Origin of the sequence: Nocardioides sp. GY 10127, from assembly GCF_004919085.1 — a bacterium.
Taxonomy (GTDB): Bacteria; Actinomycetota; Actinomycetes; order Propionibacteriales; family Nocardioidaceae; genus Nocardioides.
This window is the reverse complement of sequence record NZ_STGL01000008.1, coordinates 203,924-224,015: the sequence shown is the minus strand read 5'-3', so window position 1 is coordinate 224,015 and position 20,092 is coordinate 203,924. Positions and strand designations below refer to the sequence as shown.

The window sequence follows — 20,092 nt, the reverse complement described above, 5'->3', positions numbered from 1 at the left end:
CATGACCTCCACGACCTGGGCCGGGCGCGACCGTGAAGCGGGGCCCGCCACACGGCTCGCCCCCTTCGACGTCCGCGAGGTGCCGTTCGCCCATCGAGGCTCGTGGATCAACCTCTCCCCGGTCGTCGGCACGCACTCGGTGAGCGACACGCTCCACCTGGTGTCGCACGTGAACGGGCTGCACGCCGTGCTCGCCCTCCGCCCGGAGATGGGAGGCCGACCCGCGGACCTGCGGTGGGAGGCCGACCCGGCCGAGCTGCGGTGGGTGCACCGGGACGGGCGGGGGCCCACGGTCCGGGCGGCGTTCGACGGCGCCGAGACGCTCCGGCTGCGGGGGCGCGGCGACACGGCGCTGCGGCTCGCGGACCCGGCGGGGACCCTCACGCCCTTCACCGGCACCTACCTGTTCGACGACCCCGTCGACGACGCGCCCGTGTTCACCTCCTACGAGACCGGCCGCCGCTACCGGGTCACCGTGCTGGAGGGCGCCTGCGAGACGGTCGGTGCGGGGAACCTCGGGCAGACGCCCCGGTCGGTGCTCCTGGGCGGCGACGGGCAGCCGTGGGAGGTCGCGGTCGAGGAGCTCACCTCCCGCCGGGCCGGCTACCGGGCGCAGGCCCCCTTCGAGGAGGTCGTGTCGACGGCCGCGGCCGCGTTCGGCGCCTACCTCGACGCGGTCGCGCCCTGGCGCAGCGAGGCCACCCCGGCGGCCGCGAGGGCCGCCTACGTCCTGTGGTCGGCGACCGTGGCCCCCGGTGGCTACCTCGCCCGCGAGGCCGTGCTCATGTCGAAGCACTGGATGGACAAGGTGTGGAGCTGGGACCACTGCTTCAACGCCCTGGCCCTCGCCCCCGGGCTCCCCGACGAGGCGCTGGACCAGTTCCTGCTGCCGTTCGACCACCAGGACGAGAGCGGCGCGCTGCCGGACTCGGTGACCCACTCCGAGGTGCTCCACAACTACGTCAAGCCGCCGATCCACGGGTGGGCCCTGGCCAGGCTGCGCGCGACGGCCGGCCGCCCCCTGACCCGCCAGGAGCTCGAGGGCGTGCACGACCGGCTGGGCGCCTGGACCCGGTTCTGGCTCGACCACCGGCGCGTCCCCGGGCGGGCGGTCCCGCACTACCACCACGGCAACGACAGCGGCTGGGACAACTCCACGACCTTCGACCGCGAGCGGGTCGTCGAGTCCCCGGACCTGGCGGCGTTCCTCGTCCTCCAGCTCGACGTCCTCGCCGGCCTCGCCGAGGAGCTCGGCCGGCCGGCGGCCGAGTGGGCCCGGGAGCGCGACGACGTGCTCCGCGCCCTCCTCGAGGAGCTGTGGACGGGAGAGGCGTTCGTCGCGCGCGGGGCCCGCGACGGCCGGAGCAGCAGCACGTCGAGCCTGCTCAACGCGCTGCCCGTGGTCCTCGGCGAGCGGCTGCCGGAGGGTGCCCGCGACGTCCTCGTGGCCGCGGTGAAGGGCCACCTCACGCCGTGGGGCCCGGCCACCGAACCCCTCGACTCCCCGCTCTACGAGGACGACGGGTACTGGCGCGGGCCCATCTGGGCGCCCTCGACCGCGCTCATCGAGGACGGGCTTCGGCGCTGTGGCGAGATCGCCCTCGCGGACGAGGTCAGCGCCCGCTTCCGACGGCTGTGCGAGGCGTCCGGCTTCGCCGAGAACTTCGACGCGCGCACGGGGGAGGGGTTGCGCGACCGCGCCTACACCTGGACGGCCGCGGTCTACCTGACGCTCGCCGCCGACCACGAACGACGCCGGGCCGTGCAGGGCCCGGGCTGAGCCCCGACCGGGGTGGCGTCGCCCGCCCGGGGCTCAGCCCCCGGCGGGCGGGTGGGGGAGGATCAGGTCGCAGGGGAGCCGCAGCGACGCGGGCGGCTCGCCCTCGAGCATCCGGACGAGGACCCGCACCGCCGCGGCGCCGGTGCCCACGCCGTCCAGGACGAGGTAGCCGGCCCCGTTGTAGTCGGCGGCGGAGGTCCGCTCGCCCGCCATCGTGACCTGCAGGTCGTCGGGCAGGCGCAGCGACAGGGCAGCGGCGCGGGCGAGCACCGCGTTGCCGTAGGTCTCGTTGAGGGCGTGGACGGCGTCGGCGCCGCGCGCCAGCAGCGCTGAGGCCGCCGCGGCCGGGGTGGCGTCGGGAGCGACCCGCTCGACGATCTCCGGCAGGCCGTGCTCGGCGCACCACTCGGCGTACCAGCGCTCGGTGTCGAGCGTGTAGGCGTCGTGCTCGCTACCGGTGAGCAGGGCGGGACGGGCGGCGCCGGCCCCGCGCATGTGGTCGAGCGCGCGGAGCAGGGGCTCGCGCACGTCGCTGTCCACGATCGCGACCTCGTCGTAGCCCTCGTCGAGGGGTCGGCCGTCGGCGACGACGGGGATGCCGCGCGCCCGGCACTCGGCGAGGATCGGGTCGTCGCGCACGGGGTCGACGACGATCAGCCCGTCGAAGGCGACGGCGTCGCTGAGGCGTCCCTCGGCCGAGACCGGCACCGCCGCGACCGCGTGCCCGTGCTCGACCGCCTCGATCGCCGCGCCCGCGAGCACCGAGCGGTAGTAGGGCATGTAGGTCTCCTGCCACGGCGCCGACTCCCGGTGGCCGATGGCGACGGCGAGGACGTGGCTGCGACCCGACTTGAGGGTACGCGCGGCCTGGTTCGGCCGGTACCCGAGCTCGGCCGCCAGGGCCTTCACCCGCGCCCTCGTGGACTCGGCCACCTCGCCCTTGTCGTTGAGCGCCCAGGAGACCGTCGTGATCGACAGGCCGGCCGCCCTCGCCACGTCCCGGATGCCCACCCGGGCCGCCGGTTTCTCCATCTGTCACACCGCCTTAACACGCCAACGCTTGACGGCAACCTACTCGGATGCCAACACTTGTCGCCGATCCTAAAACGGTTTAGGTCGCGATTGAAGGAGGATGCCGTGCGCGCTGCGCGGACTGTTGGAGCTCTTGCCGTCACGGTGCTGGTCAGTGGCGGGCTCGCCGCGTGCGGGTCCTCGGACAGCACCTCGGCCTCGTCCGACGCGGGCGGCTCGTACGGCGACTGCACGCCGGTGGGCACGTTCGGCGAGTACTCGCTCGACACCGTCACCGACGACACCCTGACCATCAAGGCCGACCTCCCGTCGACCGGCTGGTTCGACGGCGACACGGTCGAGGACATCGACTCCGGCTACGAGTACTGCCTCGCCGCCGACATCGCCTACCAGGCCGGCCTGAGCAGCGTCACGCTGATCAACGTCTCCTTCGACCAGCTCGTCTCCGGCACCCTGACCGGCTACGACCTCTCCCTCGACGAGATCTCGATCACCGACGACCGCGAGAAGGTCGTCGACTTCTCCGACCCGTACTACGAGTCGACCATCGGCGTGATGACCAAGGCGGACGCGGACGTCACCGCCGACAACCTCGCCTCGCTCAAGATCGGCGTCAAGCAGGGCACCGCCGCGGCCGACTGGGTCACCGACACCCTCCAGCCCACCGGCGACGTGAGCGTCTACCCCGGTGACGCCGAGGCCCAGGCCGCGCTGGCCTCGGGCCAGATCGACGCCTACCTCCAGGACACCGCGATCGAGCTCGGTGTCGCGAAGAAGTCCGGCGGCACGCTCACGGTGGTCGGTCAGTACGAGTCCGGCCAGGCCTACGGCGCGATGTTCCCGAAGGGCTCGTCCAACACCGCGGTGGTCAACAAGATCATCGCCGGCCTGAAGAAGGACGGGACGCTCGACCAGCTGAGCGAGGACTACCTCGGCCCCGCCTTCGGTGGCGACCCGGCGTCCATCGACACCTGGACCGTCCAGTGACGGTCGCCCTCGAGCCGCGCACCACGGCCCGGCCCCTCCCGACCTGCAAGGTCGCGCTCCCGGCCGCCGGCCTGGTGGTCGTCCTCGTGACGATCGCCCTGGTCTGGGGCACGGCGTGGCGGCTGCTGTCCGCCACGGCCGCCGGTACCTCGTGGCACCTGTTCTACCTGGTGGTGGGCCTGCTGGCCGCCGTCGGCGTGCTGGCGCTGCTGCGCCCGGCGCTGCACTCGCTCGCCGAGCGGGGCCGCGCCGGCACCGCGCTGGGCTCCCAGGACCTCCAGGCCGCCCGCATCCACCGCTCGCGCTGCTACACCTCCGCGTGGGTGGCGATGGGCTGGTCGGCCGCGGCCGTCCTCGTCGTCGCGGTGGTGAGCTTCCTGCTGGCCAACGACCACGCCGTCCAGAAGACGTTCCTCAGCCCCGAGATGCTCTCGCAGAGCTGGTGGGAGACGACCAAGGCGTTCCGCACGAACGTGTTCATCGCGGTCGTCGCCGAGGTCATCGTCCTGGTCTGGGGCCTGCTGCTGGCCGTGGCCCGCTCGGCGCCCGGCCGCGCGGGTCGCCCCGTGGCGTTCCTCGCCCGGATCTACATCGACGCCTTCCGCGCCGTCCCCGGCATCATCGTCATCTACCTCATCGGCTTCGGGCTGCCGCTGGCCGGCGTCCCGGTCCTGAGCTCGATGTCGCCCACGTGGTCGGCCATCTTCGCGCTCACCCTGACCTACGGCGCCTACGTCGCCGAGGTGTACCGCTCGGGCATCGAGAGCATCCACCCCAGCCAGAACGCGGCCGCCCGCTCCCTCGGGCTCAGCCACGGGCAGACGCTGCGGTCGGTCATCGTGCCCCAGGCCGTGCGCCGGGTCGTCCCGCCGCTGCTCAACGACTTCATCGGCCTCCAGAAGGACACCGCGCTGGTGATGGTCATCGGCACGGTCGACGCCTTCACCCAGGCCAAGATCTACGCGAGCAACTACTTCAACCTGTCCTCGGTGACCGTGGTGGCGCTCCTCTTCGTGCTCATCACCATCCCGCAGACCCGCTTCGTCGACCGCCTGATCGAGCGCGACCAGCGCCGTCAGGGCCGGTAGGAGGACCCCATGGCATTCCTCGAGATCAACGGGCTGAAGAAGTCCTACGGCGAGACGCAGGTGCTCGCCGGCATCGACCTCGCGGTCGAGCAGCACGAGGTCGTCTGCCTCATCGGCGCCTCGGGCAGCGGCAAGTCGACGCTCCTGCGCTGCATCAACCAGCTCGAGACCATCGACGAGGGCACCATCCGCCTCGACGGCGACGTGGTCTCCGGCGAGGGCGTCGACGTCAACCAGCTGCGGCGCGACATCGGCATCGTCTTCCAGAGCTTCAACCTGTTCCCGCACATGAGCGTGGTCGACAACGTCACCCTGGCCCCGCGCAAGCTCAAGCAGGCCACGCCGGACGAGGCGGAGCGCCGTGCCCGCGAGCTGCTGGACCGGATCGGGCTGTCCGCCCGTGCCGACGCGTTCCCCGACCAGCTCTCCGGCGGCCAGCAGCAGCGCGTGGCGATCGTCCGCGCACTGGCGATGCAGCCCCGCGTCCTGCTGCTCGACGAGATCACCTCGGCGCTCGACCCCGAGCTCGTCGCGGAGGTGCTCGACATCGTCCGCGAGCTGGCCCGCGACGGCCTCACCATGCTGCTCGCCACGCACGAGATGTCGTTCGCCCGCGAGGTCGCGAGCTCGGTGTGCTTCCTGCACCAGGGCCGCATCCTCGAGCAGGGCCCGCCGGAGCAGATCTTCACCGACCCCACCGAGGCCCGGACGAAGGACTTCCTCCAGCGGATCATCGAGGCGGGGCGGCTGTGAGCCGCTCCGTCCTGGTCGTCGAGCACGAGGACGGCACCGGCCCCGAGTACCTCGGCGAGGTGCTCGCGGGCGAGGGGCTGCTGCTCGACGTCCGCCGCCCCTACCTGGGGGACCCGCTGCCCGACACCCTCGCCGGCTACGACGGGCTGATCGTCCTCGGCGGGACGCCGGGGTGGGGCGACGACCACGTCGCCCCGTGGCTCCCGGCGGCCCGGGTGCTGCTGCGGCGGGCGCTCGACGAGGAGCTGCCGCTGCTGGGCGTGTGCCTGGGTGGCCAGCTGCTGGCGTCGGTGGCGGGCGGGCAGGTCGCGCGATCCGAGGCGGGCCCGGAGATCGGGCTGCACCCGCTCTCCTGGCGGCCCGAGGCCGCGACCGACGTCCTCTTCTCCGACCTCCCGCCCGGCGCGCCCGCGATGCAGTGGCACTACGACCACATCACCGAGCTGCCGCTCGGGGCGGTGCTGCTCGCGAGCACCGATCGCTTCCCGCACCAGGCCTACCGCCTGGGCGAGCGCGCATGGGGCATGCAGTTCCACATGGAGGTGCTGACGCCGGCCGCGAAGGAGTGGGCGTCGAGCGACCGCGACGCGCTCGTCGGCCTCGGGCTCGACCCCGACGGCCTGGTCGAGGAGGTCCGGGACGCCGAGCCGCAGCTGCGCGACGTCTGGGGCCGGGTGGCCCGGCGCTGGGCGGCGCTGGTCTGAGCACTCGGGCCTCCTGAGGGCGGGAACGGGGTGGATGCGGTGCATCGGGTGCACCGCATCCACCCCGTTGTCGCGCTTCGGGAGGGTGTGCCGGGGGGGTGCTGCGGGGGTGTTGCGGGGCTGGGTCAGCGCGGCCCGGCCATCGGCACGCGTCCGAGCAGCGACAGGTCGGCGTCGATGGCGGCGGTGGCCTCCAGCAGCCGGGGCAGGTGCTCCTCGAGCAGCACCTCGACGCTCGTCTCGGCGGCGTGCACGGTGACGTTCATGGCGGCGAGGACGCTGCCGTCGGCCGCGTGCAGTGGCGCGGCGACCGAGCGCACCCCGGCGGCGAGCTGCTCGTCGGTCAGGCACCAGCCCCGCTCGCGCACGGCGGCGAGCTCCTCGAGGAGCGCCGGCAGCGACGGGACGTGGCGGGCGACCACCCCCGAGCGTGACGGGTGCGCCAGGACGCGCTCGACCTCGGCCGGCTCCAGCCGGGACATCAGCACCTTGCCCAGCGAGGTGGACGCGGCGGGGAACCGGGTGCCGATGTCGACGCGCAGGGCGATGATCTTCGGCACCGCCACCCGGGCCACGTAGACGATGTCCGAGCCCTCCAGCTGGGCGGCCGAGGACGACTCGCCGGTGCGGCTGACCAGCCGTTCCATGTGGGGGCGCGCGACGTCCCACAGGCCCGACGACGACACGTGCGCGAGCCCGAGCTCGAGGACCCGGGCGGTGAGGGAGAACCCGCCCCGCCCGGAGCGCACGTAGCCCAGCTCCTCGAGGGTGAGCAGGATGCGTCGCACCGTCGGCCTGGCCAGGCCGGTGAGCTCGGCGAGCTCGGACATGGTGAGCTCGGCGTGCTGCGCGTCGAAGGCGCGGATGACGTCGAGCCCGCGCGCCAACGACTCGATGAAGTCCGGGCCGGTGCCCCGTTCCGCCATCGTCGCCTCCCTGCTGCCGGTGGTGCTCTCGTGACCGCTGACGTCCCTGCCCGCATCCCTGCGCGCTCCCCTGGCCGCGTGGCCGGTGCAGGGCACTCTACGCACGCTCCCAGCCGCGTCACAGGCTTGTTGTCCGCCTGACGGTCATTTGTCCGAAAGGTCGGGACCACCCTTGACCACGCAGGGTGAGCGCCATCACAGTGCCGTTATGCGGACAGATGACCGACAGCCGGACGTGATGGATCGATGACCGACGACGCACGCCCCAGCGGACCCCTCGACGGCCTCGTGGTCGCGGACTTCTCGCGCATCCTGGCCGGCCCCTACGCCACCATGCTCATGGCGGACATGGGCGCCGAGGTGATCAAGGTGGAGAGCCCCGGCGGCGACGACACCCGGACGTGGGTCCCCCCGACCCGGGACGGCGTCTCGACCTACTACCTGAGCATCAACCGCAACAAGCGGTCGATCGCGCTGGACCTGCGGGACCCGGCCGACCTCGAGGTCGCCCGCGAGATCGCGGCCCGCGCCGACGTCCTGATCGAGAACTTCAAGCCCGGCGGCCTGGCCAAGTACGGCCTCGACCACGCGTCCGTCTCGGCCGTGAACCCCGGGATCGTCTACGCCTCCATCTCCGGCTTCGGCTCGGGCGGTGGCGCCCACCTGCCGGGCTACGACCTCATGGTCCAGGCGATCTCGGGCCTCATGAGCCTCACCGGCTCGCCGGACGGCCAGCCGTTCCGCGCCGGCATCTCCGTGTTCGACGTGGTCACGGGCATGCACGCGCTCATCGGCATCCTCAGCGCCCTGCACGAGCGCGCGGCCTCCGGGGTCGGCCAGCACGTCGAGGTGAACCTGCTGTCCTCCGCGCTCTCGGGCCTGGTGAACCAGACGGCCGCCTACGTCGCCGGCGGCGCCGTGCCGAGCCGCATGGGCAACGCCCACCCCAGCCTCTTCCCGTACGAGCCGCTGCCGGCCTCGGACGGCGACATCATCGTCATCGCCGGCAACGACCGGCAGTTCGCCACGCTGTGCGACGCCCTCGGCGCCCCGCACCTGGCCGAGGACCCGCGGTTCGCCACGGTGGGCGACCGCACCGCGAACCGCGAGGAGCTGCGGCCGCTGCTCGTCGAGCGGCTCGGCGAGCGCACCCGCGCGGAGTGGTTCGACCTGCTCATCAAGGCGGGCGTGCCCGCCGGCCCGATCAACACGGTCGCCGAGGGCGTGGAGTTCGCCGACGGCCTCGGGCTGCGCCCGGTCGTCGAGGTGGGCGAGGGGGACGCGGCGGTGCCGCTGGTCCGCAACCCGCTCACCTTCTCGCGCTCCGGCATCCGCTACGACCTGCCGCCCCCGAGGGTCGGCGAGCACTCCGACGAGGTGCGGGCCTGGCTCGACGGCCTCGCGGAGCGGGGGGACGCCTGATGGCCGCCGACGAGAAGGGGCTGGAGTTCCCCACGTCGCTGGGCATGTCCACGACGTCCACGATCACGCTGCTCGGCGAGGACCTCGCCGAGGACCTGATGGGCAAGGTCGGGCTCACCGAGCTCGTCTACCGGATGGTCACGCTGCGGGTGCCGACCGCCGGCCAGGTGCGGATGCTGGACGCCTGCCTGCTGGCGCTCGCCGACCACGGGTTCACCCCGACCGCGATCGCCGCGAGGCTCACGTTCCTCTCCGCCCCCGACTCCGTGCAGGGCGCCATGGCCGCGGGTCTCCTCGGTGGCGGGTCGCGGTTCCTCGGCGTCACCGAGGACTGCGGGCAGTTCCTGGCCGCGGTCGTCGCGGACCTGGACGACCTGCCCACCGACGAGGCCGGGTGGGACGAGGTCGCGCGCGGGGTCGTCAAGGAGGAGCGCGCCGCGCGCCGGATCATCCCGGGCCTCGGCCACCCCGTCCACAAGGAGCTGGACCCGCGGACCCCGGCGCTGGTGCGCATCGCGCACGAGACCGGCAGCCACGGCCCGCACCTGTCGCTGTTCGAGGCGATCGGCCGGGTGCACCACGAGGTGCTCGGCCGCACCCTGGTGCTGAACGGTGCCGGCGTGGTCGGTGCCGGTCTCGCCGACCTGGGCCTGCCGCTCCCGCTGCTGCGGGGCTTCGCCCTCCTCGCCCGCGCCGCCGGCCTCCTCGGCCAGCTCGCGGAGGAGCTGCGGATGCCGGTCGGGATGGACACCTACCTGGCCGTCGAGCACCACGCCCGTTTCGTCGACCCCGCCGAGGTGCTGGCCGCGCAGGAGGCGGCCGCGCAGGCGGGCGGGCAGGAAGGGGTGCCACGTGGAGACCGCTGACCTCGGCCTCCTGCTCCTCCGCCTGGGGCTGGCCGCGCCGGCCGTCGCACCCCTTGCCCCTCTCGCCCAGCGCCGCCGCGTCCTGCGCGGCCTCGCCTGAGCGCCCGCCCGTCAGCCCCGAGATCCGAACGAAGCCGAAGGGACTCCCATGGCCCAGCTCGTCGCCGTCCTCGCGACCACGCACCACCCGTTCTACTACCGCACCAGCCAGCTTCCCCCGGAGGAGGCGCCGCCGTTCGCCGCCGAGTGGGTCAGCAAGGTCGAGACCTACCGGGAGACGCTGACCCGGGCCCGGCCCGACGTCCTGGTGATGGTCGGCTCCGACCACTTCCACCAGCTGTGGCTCGACAACATGCCGCAGTTCCTCGTCGGCAACGCGCCGGTCTACGACGGCAACTGGGAGAACGAGGTCCGCGAGTTCGGCATGCCGAAGCTCCTGCTCAAGGGGCACCCGGAGCTCTCCTCGTACATGCTGCGCGAGGGCATCGACCGCGGGTTCGACCTCGCGTTCTCCAACGAGCTGCGGATCGACCACTCGGTCACGTGCCCGATCTTCACGGTCCGCCCGGACGCCGACCTGCCGATCGTCCCGATCTACACCAACATCTTCGCGCCGCCGCTGCCGCGGCCTGAGCGGTTCGTGCAGCTGGGGCAGACGATCCGCGAGATCATCGACGCCTGGCCGAGCCACCTCCGGGTGGCCGTCATCGGCACCGGCCACCTCTCCCTCGAGCTCGGCGGGCCGCGTCAGTTCGGCCCCACCGGCCCGGACCCGGAGTTCGACGCCCAGGCGGTCGACTGGATCGCCCGCGGCGACATCGACGGCGTCCTCAAGAACGTGACGCTCGACAGCCTCCACGCGCCCGGCAACGCCACGCACGGGTTCATGGACTTCATGCTGATGATGGGTGTCGCCGGCTACCACGCCGCCGACCACGTCGACAGCCTCAGCCTCTTCCACACGATGGAGGCCTACTTCACCTGGTACCCGAACCCGCACCTGATCGACGGGCTGGGCGACGGGCTGGGCGACGGTCTCGACCTGGGAGCGCGGGCATGAGCAAGTACCTCCTCGACAAGTTCCTCTTCACCGTCGACCGCGACCACGCGCTCACCGAGCGCTACCGCGAGGACCCGGCCGAGCTGGTGGCGTGGTGGGAGGCCGAGATGGCCAACCGCGTCCTCAACTGCATCGCGGCCGAGGACTCGACGTGGCTGTCGTTCACGGACGCCGAGCGGGCGGCCCTCGTCGCCCACGACCACGTCGCGCTCTTCGAGATGGGCGCCCACCCGTTCCTCACGCTGACGCTGTGGATCGCCATGTTCGAGCGGGACTTCGACGAGCCGCTCGGGATGCAGCTCGACTACGCCCGCCAGCTCGCCCACGTCACCCAGCCCTACCCGGACATCACCACCTGACCGACCAGCGCCGCCCACCGCACCGCACCCGTCAGAAAGGCACACCGTCGTGACCGACACCTCCGCCTCCGCACCGCTCACCGCCGAGCAGGTCGCCGCCGCCCCGGCGGTCGTCCTGCGCCACGGCCTCGTCCTCACCATGGACGACGCCCGCACCGTCCTCACCGACACCGACGTGCTCGTGGTGGGGGAGAAGATCGAGGCCATCGGTCGCGACCTGCCGGTCCCCGACGGGACGATCGAGGTCGACGCGTCCGGCGGCATCGTCATGCCGGGCATGGTCGACACCCACCGCCACATGTGGCAGACCGCCATGCGCGGCTACGGCGCGGACTGGACGCTCACCCAGTACTTCGTGTGGAACTACCTCGAGCACGGCCGCCGCTTCCGTCCCGAGGACCACTACGCCGGCAACCTGCTCAGCGCGATCGAGGCCGTCGACGCGGGCGTGACCACGAGCGTCGACTGGTCGCACGGCCTGGCGACGGTCGAGCACGCGGAGGCCGCCACCGACGCCCTCGAGGCCGTGCCCGGACGCTTCGTGCTGGCGTACGGCAACATCCACGGCGCCCCGTGGGAGTGGGCGACGTCCGCGGACTTCCGCAGCTTCGTCGAGCGACGCATGCCGCGCTCGGAGATGCTCGGCTTCCAGATGGCCTTCGACGTCACCGGCGACAGCGAGTTCCCCGAGAAGGCCGCGTTCGAGGCCGCCCGCGAGCTCGACGCGCCCGTGACCACCCACGCCGGCGTGTGGGGCGCGACCAACGACAACGGCATCCGGCTCATGCACGAGCACGGGTTCATGACGGACCGCACCGTCTACGTGCACGCCTCGACACTCAGCGACGACAGCTACCAGCGGATCGCGGCGACGGGCGGCCACGCCTCGGTGTCGGCGGAGTCGGAGTCGAGCTGCGGGCAGGGCTACCCGTCGTCCTGGGCCCTGCGCCGGCACGGCATCGACATCTCGCTCTCCGTCGACACCAGCGTGTGGTGGAGCGGCGACGGGTTCTCGGCGATGCGCTCGGCCGTCAACGCCGACCGGGCCCGCGAGCACCACGAGGCGCACGCCACCGGCGACACCATCACCCACATCGGGCTGCGCACCGAGGAGGCCGTCGCCTGGGCCACGCGCGGCGGCGCGAAGGCGCTCGGCCTCGACCACGCCATCGGCAGCGTCGAGGTGGGCAAGAAGGCCGACCTGGTGCTGATCAAGAACGACCGCTCGCCGGTGATGTTCCCGATCCTGCACCCCTACGGGCACGTGGTCTTCCAGGCCCAGCGCGGCGACGTCCACACCGTCCTGGTCAACGGCCGCGTGCTCAAGCACGACGGTGCGCTCGTGGGGATCGACCTCGCGGCGGCCCGTCGCGCCGTCGAGTCGACCGTCGAGCACCTGCGCGCGGAGCTGGGGGAGAAGGAGTGGATCGCCGGGATGAACCCGGAGATCCCGGAGTCGAAGGTGCTCGACAACCCCTACACCTACACCGACTACGCGGACGCCTCCACGCACGCTGCGGCGGGGCTGTCGTGACGATCGGCGTCCGCGCCGGGCGTGCCGGCGTCGCGGCCTGACCCGCCGCCCGCTGCCCAGCCGACCGCCATGGATGTCGGTCCGCTCGCCCGGCGCACCGTGCTGCGCTCGGGCGACGTCGACGAGCTCAGGGCGGCCGGGACCGGCCTCTTCTCACCGCACCGGCTGCGGTACCAGGGGAGGGCGGCCCGGCTGTCCGCGAGCCCGCTGGGCTCCGCCCAGCTCATCTGCCTGCACTACGGCGGGGAGGCGCGGGTGGAGACCACCGAGCCCCTCGGCTACTACGCCGTGCACGTCCCGATCACCGGGCACTCGGCCGTCTCCTTCGGCCGCGAGGTGGTGCGCCCGCTCCCTGGCGGCGGGGTGGTCTTCAGCCCGGGTGACCAGCCGGCCATGGGGTGGTCGAGCGACCTCTGCCAGCTCGCCGTCCGCGTGAGCCCGAGCCAGGTGCGGGCCCACGCCTCGATGCTGGCCGGCCGGCCCGCGGAGGGGACGCTCACGTTCAGCCACGCCGCACGGCCCGGGGCGCAGTGGGTGGCCGCGGTCCGCCTGCTCACCGCCACCTGCGACGGTCACGCGGCCGACGTCCTGCCCGATGCCCTGGCCGCGCGGCTGCAGGACCTCTTCCTCACCTCCCTGCTGCTCGACCAGCCGCACACCTGGACCGACCTGCTCCTGCGCGAGGCGCAGCCGGCCGTGCCGGAGGCGGTGGAGCACGCCGTCTCGCTCGTCGAGGAGGCGCCCGAGGAGGCATGGACGCTGGCGCTGCTCTCCGCCAGGACAGGGGTGAGCGGACGGAGCCTGCAGATCGGCTTCCGGGAGAAGCGCGGCTGCTCGCCGATGACCTTCGTCCGCGAGCGGCGGCTGGAGCTCGCGCACGAGCGGCTGCTCGACCCGGACTACGCGCACCTGGGCATCGGTGACGTGGCGCTGGGTGTGGGCATCGTCCACCTCGGCCGCTTCGCCGCCGACCACCGCAACCGGTACGGGGTGAGCTCGTCCCAGCTGCGTCGGTCCCTGCGGTCCGGCGACACGACGAGGTCCGAAGATCGGTGACGACCGTGCGCCTTCCGGACACTCTGCGGGGAACGGATAGGGGGACGTCACTTCCGTTCCTAGCGTGACCGGCGTCACAACGCCACCCGAGGGAGAACCTCCATGCCGTACTCACGCACCGCACCGGACGTCGTCATCGTAGGGGCCGGGCCGACCGGCCTGATCCTGGCCCACGAGCTGCTGCGTCGCGGGGTCGCCGTCCGTCTGCTCGAGAAGCGCAGGGGCCCGTCCCACACCACCCGGGCCATGACGGTCCACGCCCGGTCGATGGAGATGTTCGACCACATGGGCGTCGCCCGCCGGCTGGAGGAGGTCTGCACCGAGTGCCCGGGGAACATCTACCACTTCCCCGGTCGCACGCTCGACGAGCAGCCCCGGACCGACTACCGCGACCTGCCGACCCGCTACGCGTTCTACTACAAGATCAACCAGAACGACTTCGAGCAGGTCCTGCGCGAGCACCTGCTCGCCGCCTACTCGGTCGTCCCCGAGTACCGCACGGAGGTGCTCGACGTGGTCGACGAGGGAACCGGCGTCCGCGTCGACCTCCTCACGCCGGACGGCGAGCCCGAGACCGTGCGCGCTGCCTGGGTGGTCGGCTGCGACGGCAAGCGGAGCCTGGTCCGCGACCGGGCCGGCATCGACTTCGTCGGCGAGGAGGTCGCGGCGATGGCGATGATGGACGTACAGCTCACGAACGTCACCTTCGACGACCTCTGGATGAACTACTTCTTCGACGAGACGCTGTTCATGAACTGCACCAAGCTGCCCGGCCGCAACTGGCGCATCTACATGGCCGACGCGACCGGCGACTACGTGCACATGGCCGACAAGCGCGCCTCGTTCCAGGAGGTCGCCGACAAGCTCGGGATCGGCTTCCAGGTCGGCGAGCCGGAGTGGGCCACCGAGTGGCCGATCCTCAACAACATCGCCACCAGCTACCGCACCGGGCGCCTCGTGATCTGCGGCGACGCCTCGCACATCCACTCCCCGTCCGGCGGCCAGGGCATGAACGGCTGCATGCAGGACGCCTTCAACCTCGGCTGGAAGCTCGCCGCCGTCGTCCAGGGCCAGGCGGAGGAGGCCGTGCTCGACACCTACGAGGCGGAGCGTCGCCCCATCGGCGAGCTCGTCACGGAGGGGGCGATGTCGACCCACGAGATCGTCATGGGCTTCGGCATCCCGCCGGAGGACCGCTACCACCTGACCCAGGAGGAGGGATGGGAGGAGAACTCGGTGCGGCTCGTCTCCGGCCTCTCCCACCACTACCGCGAGAACGTCCGGGTGCCTGAGGGCCTGGGCCTGCTCTCGGGGCCACGGCCGGGGGAGCGGGCACCCGACGCGCTGCTCGTCGAGGAGCCGCGCAAGCGCCTCTACGACGTCTGCAGGCACCCCGGGTTCACCGTGGTCGCGGTCACCGGGGAGGGGCAGGACGAGGCGGCGACCCACGCTGCGGCCGCCGAGGTGCGCGACCTGCTGGCCGAACGTCACCCTGGCCGCGCGAGCGTCCACCTCGTCACCGACGGCGGGGACGAGACCGGCTTCGACTTCGACCACCGCAGCGGCGACGAGCACGGCGAGCTCGCCGAGCGCTACGAGGTGGGGTCGATCAGTCGGCTCGTCGTCATCCGGCCCGACCTCTACGTGGGGATGGCCTGCTCGCTGACCGAGGCCCGCCTCGTCCTCGACTACCTCGACCAGTGGTTCGTGCCCGCGGCCGTGGCGGTCACGGCGCGGGAGACGGTGCTCGCATGAGCGCCCTCGCCGGCCACGCGGTCATGATCACCGGGGCGGCCCGCGGCATCGGCGCCGCCACCGCCGGGCCTTCGCTCGACAGGGCTGCCACGTCCTGGTCTGCGACGTGCTCGAGGCCGAGGCCGCGGGTGTCGTCGACGAGCTGCTCGCCCTGGGGGTGAAGGCCGAGCTCGCCGTGACCGACGTCGCCGATCCGTCGTCCGTGCAGGCCGCGGTGCAGCAGGCCGTGTCGTCCTTCGGCCGCCTCGACCACGCGTTCAACAACGCCGGGATCTTCGCGGCGGCGCCCGTGGCCGAGCTCGACGTCGACGACTGGAGGCGGGTCATCGACGTCAACCTCTCCGGCATCTTCTACTGCATGAAGTACCAGCTCGAGCACATGCTCGAGGTCGGGTCGGGCTCGATCGTCAACACCGCCTCGGTGTGGAGCTTCGCCCCCGCGGCAGGCCAGGTGGCCTACGTGGCGGCCAAGCACGGCATCGTCGGTCTCACCAAGAACGCCGCGCTCGACCACGGCGCCTCTGGGGTGCGGATCAACGCGGTGGCGCCCGGCCCGATCGAGACGCCGATGACGGCCGTCGTGCCCGAGGACGTCATGGCGGCGATCATCAGCCGGACGGCGGAGAACCGGTACGGCAGGCCCGAGGAGATCGCGGACGCCGTGGTCTGGCTGTGCTCGCCCGGGGCCAGCTACGTCACCGGCACGGTGCTCCCCGTGGACGGCGGTTGGCTGAACGGCTGATCCGGGGGTGCAGGAGATCTCGCGGCCGAGGTGGCGGTGAGACCACGCGCATCCCCCGAGCCTGGGCACGACCTTCCGTGCACTCGGCAGTGGGCCCCGGGTGGGCCCCTCTACCGATGCGGGGAGTGCTGGTGAGGTGGGCTCGGTAGTGGGCCCCGGGTGGGCCCATCTACCGATGCGGGGAGTGCAGGTGAGGTGGGCTCGGTAGTGGGGCCCGGGTGGGCCCCACTTCCGAGTGCACGACAGCGGGGTGGGTGCGGTGCGGTGGTCGCACCGCACCCACCCCGTGCCGGTTGCCGTCGCGGCGGTCAGTCCGGCACCACGCTCATCGTGGTCTCGAAGAGCTCGCGGGTCAGGCCCACGGACGCCGGGACCGGCTCGGTCACGCCCGGCTGGGTCACGGGGTCGCCCAGCACCGACCGGATCGGCAGGTGGCCCGTCCACGTGCCCTCGACGGGGTCGCAGCCCGGGCCGCCGGTGCGCACCTTCACGCTCGAGCGGTCCAGCGGCAGGCGGAGCACCTCCGTGCCGGCGAGCTGCTTCCGCGTCGGTCGCGGGGTCTCGGCCCAGCGGCCGGGCATGAGGTGCTCGCAGAGCAGCCGCAGCGCCTCCTCCTTCTCCTCGGGCGGCACCACCTCGGCGTCCCCGAAGGCCATGACGCTGCGGTAGTTGACGGTGGAGTCGTACAGCGAGGGCTCGAAGACCAGCCCGTCGACCAGGGTCACCGTGACCGAGAGCGGCACGCCACCGCGCAGGGCCTTCGCGAAGCCGGCGCCGGTCGAGCCGTGGACGAGGATCGAGTGCCCGTCGCGGGCGTAGTTCATCGGGATCATCACCGCGTGGTCGCCGCGGACGTAGCCGACGTGGGCCACGATGCCGGCGTCCAGGACGTCGTAGAGGTCCTGGGTCTCGAAGCGCTGGAGCTCGGAGTAGCGGTGCACGTCGGTGATCGTCATGACCCCGATCCTGGCGACGCGCCGGCCGACCGGGGAGGGCCACTGGCGCAGGGAGCGGGCAGACCACTTCGTTGCGCGCGCATGTCCGACGTTCGCCGCGAGGGCGGGAAACGGCCCGGCAACCGCTCGGCAACCCGCGTGCCGCAGGATCGGCGCCATGAACGCGCTGGGCCTGCCGATCGAGCTGGACCGCACGGCGTCCACGGGCCTGCGGCAGCAGATCGTGGAGCAGGTGCGGGGCGCGGTCGAGCGCGGCGTCCTCCTCCCGGACGACCCGCTGCCCTCGACCCGCGCGCTGGCCGAGGCGCTCGCGGTCTCGCGCACCACCGCGCTCGAGGCCTACCTGGAGCTCGAGGGGGACGGCTGGGTCTACGGCGTCCACGGGGCCGGGACGTTCGTGGCGCACCGCCCGGCGGCGGCGCCCGCCCCGACGCCCGTCGTGCTCGAGCCGGACGACGAGCCGGAGCTCGACCTGCGCGCCGGCACCATGGACCCAGGGCTGGTGCCGGACGCCTGGCGGGCTGCCTGGCGGGCGGTCTCGCCACGCTCCTTCGCCCCCGACCCCTGCGGCGACCCGGCCCTGCGCTCGGGCCTGGCCGCCTACCTCTCCTCCGCCCGCGGACTGCCCTGTCGCCCGGAGGAGATCGTGGTGTGCGCCGGTGCCTCCGAGGCGGTGACCGTGCTCGGGCTGGCCTTGGGGTGGGCCGGCCGGGCGGTCGCGTTCGAGGACCCGGGCTACGCCGACATGCGCGACCTCGTCGTGCGGCTCGGCGCCCGGCACGTCCCGCTCCCGGTCGACGCCGCGGCCCCGGTGGCGCTGGCGCTGGAGCACCTGACGGCTCGGGGCGAGACGCCCGCCGCCGTCTACCTCACGCCCAGCCACCAGTTCCCGCTCGGGCACCGGCTCGAGGAGGACGACCGGCGCGCCGTCCTGGCCTGGGCCCGGCGATCCGGGTCGGTGGTCGTGGAGGACGACTACGACGGCGAGTTCCGGTTCGGCGTGCCGCCCCTTCCCAGCCTGGCCGGGCTCGACCCGGACGCGCCCGTCGTCTACCTCGGCACGCTGTCGAAGGTGCTCGACCCCAGCCTGCGGCTGGCCTACCTGCGGGTGCCTCCGGCGCTGCTGCCCGAGGTGGTGCACGTGCGCGGGCTCGTCGGTGCCACGGTGAGCGGTCAGGTGCAGGAGGTCGTGGCGGGGTGGCTGGCGAGCGGGGCGCTCTCGCGGCACATCGCCCGCGTCCGCCGGGTCTACGCCGACCGCCGAGCCGCGCTGCTGCGGGCCCTCGAGGAGGTCCCCGGGGTGGTCGGGGTGCGGGGCATCGAGGCCGGGCTGCACGTCGTCGCCGACCTCGCGCCCGGGATCGACGCCGCGGCCGTCGTGGCGCAGGCGCGGGAGCGGGGGGTCGCGGTGACCTCGCTGGACGACTTCCGCAGCTCACCGCCGGGCCCGCCCGCCCTGCTGCTGCACCACGGCGGCCTGGACCCGCAGTCGCTGCGCGAGGCCGTGCGCCGGCTGGCGGGGTGCGCGGCGATGGGGGTCCGGACGTCGCCGCCGGCTTAACGGCTGCGTAACCGGGCGCCCCTACGGTGACTCCATGCAGAAGACTGAGTCATCTGAACGACTCTCGGGTCGGGGGCCCTCGGACGGGACAGGCCGGGCCCCCGACTCCGAGGCCAGGGACTCTGGGGCCAGGGGCTCCGAGGTCAGCGGCGGGCTCGCGTTCCTGCGGCTGCTGGTGATCGGCGGGGTCGAGCTGGTGGTCATCGCCGACTCCTCGATCATCAACGTGGCGCTGCCCAAGGCCGCCGCCGACCTGGCGCTGACCACCACCCAGCGCGGCTGGGTGGTGACGGCCTACACGCTCGCGTTCGGCGACCTGCTGCTGGTCGGCGGTCGGGTGGGGGACCGGCTGGGCAGGCGACGCACCCTGATGCTCGGCGTCCTCGCCTTCGCGGTGGCCTCGGCCGTCGGCGGCCTCGCCACCGACGGCGCCACCCTGCTCGCGGCCCGCGCGCTCCAGGGCGCGGCGGCCGCGCTCATCGCGCCGTCGGCCCTCGCCCTGCTCACGCTCTCGTTCCCGGGCGCCCGGCAGCGGGGCCGCGCCCTGGGTGTCTGGAGCGCGATCGGTGGCACCGGGTTCGCCCTGGGGCTGGTCGTCGGCGGCATCCTGGCGCAGTACGTCGGGTGGCGCTCCTGCATGCTCGTGAGCGTCCCGTTCTCGCTGGCCGCGGTGGTCGGGGTCTGGCTCTGGCTGCCGCACGACCCGCCGCAGCGCGACCGGCGCCTCGACCTGCTCGGCTCCGCGCTCGCGATGGTGACCATCTGGGCGCTCAACCTCGGGCTCAGCGAGGTCTCCGAGTCCGGCACGTTCAACGCCCGGGCCGTCGCGCTGCTCGTGGTCACGGTGCTCGTCGGGGCGCTCTTCGTCCGCGCCCAGCGCTGGACCCCCGACCCGGTGCTCCCGTTCCGGCTCCTGCGCGACCGGCTGCGGCGCGCCGGCCTGCTGGCGGCCATGCTCGCCAGCGCCACGGTGTTCGTCTACTACGTCTACATGGCCTTCTACCTGCAGGACGTCCTGGGCCAGACGCCGCTGCAGAGCGGACTCGCCTTCCTGCCGCTCTCCGGTGCGCTCGCCGTCGCGGCGCCCATGGCGGGCCGCCTGGTCTCGGCCGTCTCGCCGCGCCTCGTCCTCGCCATCGGCATGGCCTGCACGGCGTCCGGCACCGCGCTCTCGTGCGTCATCGCCCCCGACTCCCGCTACCTCCTCGCGGTGCTGCCCGGCTCGATCGTGCTCGGCGTCGGCTGCGGGTTCACCAACGTCGCGGTCAACACGCTCGTGCTGCGTGGCGCCGACCGCCGTGACGCCGGCACGCTCAGCGCGTTCGGCACGGCGGCGAACGAGGTGGGCGGCTCGATCGGGCTGTCGGTGGCGGCGGTGCTCGTCACGTGGTCCGGCGCCGCGTGGCTGACCGGCCACCCGGGGGCGTCCGCCGCCGAGCTCCAGGTCCACACGGACGTCGTGCTGTTCGCCGCGTTCGTCGCCAGCCTCGTCCTCGGCATCCTGGTGGTCG

General features: G+C 73.1%; 16 protein-coding genes and 2 pseudogenes. 15 read left to right on the top strand and 3 right to left on the bottom strand.

Translation table 11 applies throughout. The features are described from left to right. Position 1: 1 nt before the first annotated feature. Positions 2-1,780 (top strand): hypothetical protein, encoded by a 1,779-nt coding sequence (locus tag E8D37_RS20620; protein WP_206055787.1) that lies wholly within the window; start codon positions 2-4, stop codon positions 1,778-1,780. A gap of 33 nt (positions 1,781-1,813) precedes the next feature. Here E8D37_RS20620 and E8D37_RS15680 read toward each other — a convergent pair whose 3' ends face one another. Further along, complete coding sequence (locus E8D37_RS15680) at positions 1,814-2,812, bottom strand: LacI family DNA-binding transcriptional regulator (RefSeq protein ID WP_136570760.1); 999 nt, start codon at positions 2,810-2,812, stop codon at positions 1,814-1,816. Positions 2,813-2,917: 105 nt separating this feature from the next. Between E8D37_RS15680 and E8D37_RS15675 the strand changes: the two genes are divergently transcribed. Genes E8D37_RS15675 through E8D37_RS15660 form a run of 4 tightly spaced genes read left to right on the top strand, consistent with a single transcriptional unit; the run spans position 2,918 to position 6,344 of the window. Then, the gene (locus tag E8D37_RS15675; RefSeq protein WP_168929782.1) at positions 2,918-3,799 is read left to right on the top strand and encodes an ABC transporter substrate-binding protein; all 882 of its coding nucleotides are present in this window, start codon (positions 2,918-2,920) and stop codon (positions 3,797-3,799) included. Further along, positions 3,796-4,887, top strand: coding sequence for an amino acid ABC transporter permease (locus tag E8D37_RS15670; RefSeq protein WP_136570758.1), 1,092 nt, complete (start codon positions 3,796-3,798; stop codon positions 4,885-4,887). The genes E8D37_RS15675 and E8D37_RS15670 overlap by 4 nt, the downstream gene beginning before the upstream one ends. Positions 4,888-4,896: 9 nt before the next feature. Continuing rightward, entirely contained in the window at positions 4,897-5,640 is a 744-nt protein-coding gene (locus E8D37_RS15665) for an amino acid ABC transporter ATP-binding protein (protein ID WP_136570757.1), read from the top strand. Beyond that, positions 5,637-6,344, top strand: a complete 708-nt coding sequence (locus E8D37_RS15660) for a type 1 glutamine amidotransferase (protein WP_168929781.1) — start codon at positions 5,637-5,639, stop codon at positions 6,342-6,344. The genes E8D37_RS15665 and E8D37_RS15660 overlap by 4 nt, the downstream gene beginning before the upstream one ends. Positions 6,345-6,469: 125 nt before the next feature. Here the strand turns inward: E8D37_RS15660 and E8D37_RS15655 are convergent, their stop codons facing one another. Continuing rightward, positions 6,470-7,270: an IclR family transcriptional regulator C-terminal domain-containing protein gene (locus E8D37_RS15655; RefSeq protein WP_136570755.1), complete on the bottom strand. Its 801-nt coding sequence runs from the start codon at positions 7,268-7,270 to the stop codon at positions 6,470-6,472. A 246-nt stretch (positions 7,271-7,516) separates the two neighbouring features. Here E8D37_RS15655 and E8D37_RS15650 point away from each other — a divergent pair, with 246 nt between their 5' ends. From E8D37_RS15650 to E8D37_RS15615, 8 genes and pseudogenes are all read left to right on the top strand, one after another. Then, positions 7,517-8,692 (top strand): CoA transferase, encoded by a 1,176-nt coding sequence (locus E8D37_RS15650; RefSeq protein WP_136570754.1) that lies wholly within the window; start codon positions 7,517-7,519, stop codon positions 8,690-8,692. Continuing rightward, positions 8,692-9,558: a citryl-CoA lyase gene (locus E8D37_RS15645; RefSeq protein WP_136570753.1), complete on the top strand. Its 867-nt coding sequence runs from the start codon at positions 8,692-8,694 to the stop codon at positions 9,556-9,558. The genes E8D37_RS15650 and E8D37_RS15645 overlap by 1 nt, the downstream gene beginning before the upstream one ends. A 148-nt stretch (positions 9,559-9,706) precedes the next feature. Next, on the top strand, positions 9,707-10,618 hold the full coding sequence (locus E8D37_RS15640) for an extradiol ring-cleavage dioxygenase (protein WP_136570752.1): 912 nt from the start codon (positions 9,707-9,709) through the stop codon (positions 10,616-10,618). Next, on the top strand, positions 10,615-10,977 hold the full coding sequence (locus E8D37_RS15635) for a hypothetical protein (RefSeq protein ID WP_136570751.1): 363 nt from the start codon (positions 10,615-10,617) through the stop codon (positions 10,975-10,977). Before E8D37_RS15640 ends, E8D37_RS15635 begins: the two co-directional genes overlap by 4 nt. 49 nt (positions 10,978-11,026) lie before the next feature. Further along, positions 11,027-12,511 (top strand): amidohydrolase family protein, encoded by a 1,485-nt coding sequence (locus tag E8D37_RS15630; protein ID WP_206055786.1) that lies wholly within the window; start codon positions 11,027-11,029, stop codon positions 12,509-12,511. A 69-nt stretch (positions 12,512-12,580) separates the two neighbouring features. Next, the gene (locus E8D37_RS15625; RefSeq protein ID WP_136570750.1) at positions 12,581-13,567 is read left to right on the top strand and encodes an AraC family transcriptional regulator; all 987 of its coding nucleotides are present in this window, start codon (positions 12,581-12,583) and stop codon (positions 13,565-13,567) included. A gap of 102 nt (positions 13,568-13,669) precedes the next feature. Then, entirely contained in the window at positions 13,670-15,322 is a 1,653-nt protein-coding gene (locus E8D37_RS15620; RefSeq protein WP_136570749.1) for an FAD-dependent oxidoreductase, read from the top strand. A 76-nt stretch (positions 15,323-15,398) separates the two neighbouring features. Further along, positions 15,399-16,064 (top strand): annotated as a pseudogene (locus tag E8D37_RS15615) (SDR family NAD(P)-dependent oxidoreductase); the annotation flags it as partial. A gap of 308 nt (positions 16,065-16,372) precedes the next feature. On the opposite strand, the gene E8D37_RS15610 reads toward E8D37_RS15615, so the two are convergent. Continuing rightward, positions 16,373-17,020 (bottom strand): pyridoxamine 5'-phosphate oxidase family protein, encoded by a 648-nt coding sequence (locus E8D37_RS15610; RefSeq protein WP_136570748.1) that lies wholly within the window; start codon positions 17,018-17,020, stop codon positions 16,373-16,375. 157 nt (positions 17,021-17,177) lie between these two features. Here E8D37_RS15610 and E8D37_RS15605 point away from each other — a divergent pair, with 157 nt between their 5' ends. Next, positions 17,178-18,581 (top strand): PLP-dependent aminotransferase family protein, encoded by a 1,404-nt coding sequence (locus tag E8D37_RS15605; RefSeq protein ID WP_206055785.1) that lies wholly within the window; start codon positions 17,178-17,180, stop codon positions 18,579-18,581. 34 nt (positions 18,582-18,615) lie between these two features. After that, positions 18,616-19,929: pseudogene (locus E8D37_RS15600) on the top strand (MFS transporter); the annotation flags it as partial. Positions 19,930-20,092: the final 163 nt, after the last annotated feature.

Coding starts and splice junctions, on each gene's coding strand:
- E8D37_RS20620 (WP_206055787.1), top strand. CDS start 2: ATGACCTCCACGACCTGGGCCGGGCGCGACCGTGAAGCGGGGCCCGCC.
- E8D37_RS15680 (WP_136570760.1), bottom strand. CDS start 2,812: ATGGAGAAACCGGCGGCCCGGGTGGGCATCCGGGACGTGGCGAGGGCG.
- E8D37_RS15665 (WP_136570757.1), top strand. CDS start 4,897: ATGGCATTCCTCGAGATCAACGGGCTGAAGAAGTCCTACGGCGAGACG.
- E8D37_RS15655 (WP_136570755.1), bottom strand. CDS start 7,270: ATGGCGGAACGGGGCACCGGCCCGGACTTCATCGAGTCGTTGGCGCGC.
- E8D37_RS15650 (WP_136570754.1), top strand. CDS start 7,517: ATGACCGACGACGCACGCCCCAGCGGACCCCTCGACGGCCTCGTGGTC.
- E8D37_RS15645 (WP_136570753.1), top strand. CDS start 8,692: ATGGCCGCCGACGAGAAGGGGCTGGAGTTCCCCACGTCGCTGGGCATG.
- E8D37_RS15640 (WP_136570752.1), top strand. CDS start 9,707: ATGGCCCAGCTCGTCGCCGTCCTCGCGACCACGCACCACCCGTTCTAC.
- E8D37_RS15635 (WP_136570751.1), top strand. CDS start 10,615: ATGAGCAAGTACCTCCTCGACAAGTTCCTCTTCACCGTCGACCGCGAC.
- E8D37_RS15625 (WP_136570750.1), top strand. CDS start 12,581: ATGGATGTCGGTCCGCTCGCCCGGCGCACCGTGCTGCGCTCGGGCGAC.
- E8D37_RS15620 (WP_136570749.1), top strand. CDS start 13,670: ATGCCGTACTCACGCACCGCACCGGACGTCGTCATCGTAGGGGCCGGG.
- E8D37_RS15610 (WP_136570748.1), bottom strand. CDS start 17,020: ATGACGATCACCGACGTGCACCGCTACTCCGAGCTCCAGCGCTTCGAG.
- E8D37_RS15605 (WP_206055785.1), top strand. CDS start 17,178: ATGAACGCGCTGGGCCTGCCGATCGAGCTGGACCGCACGGCGTCCACG.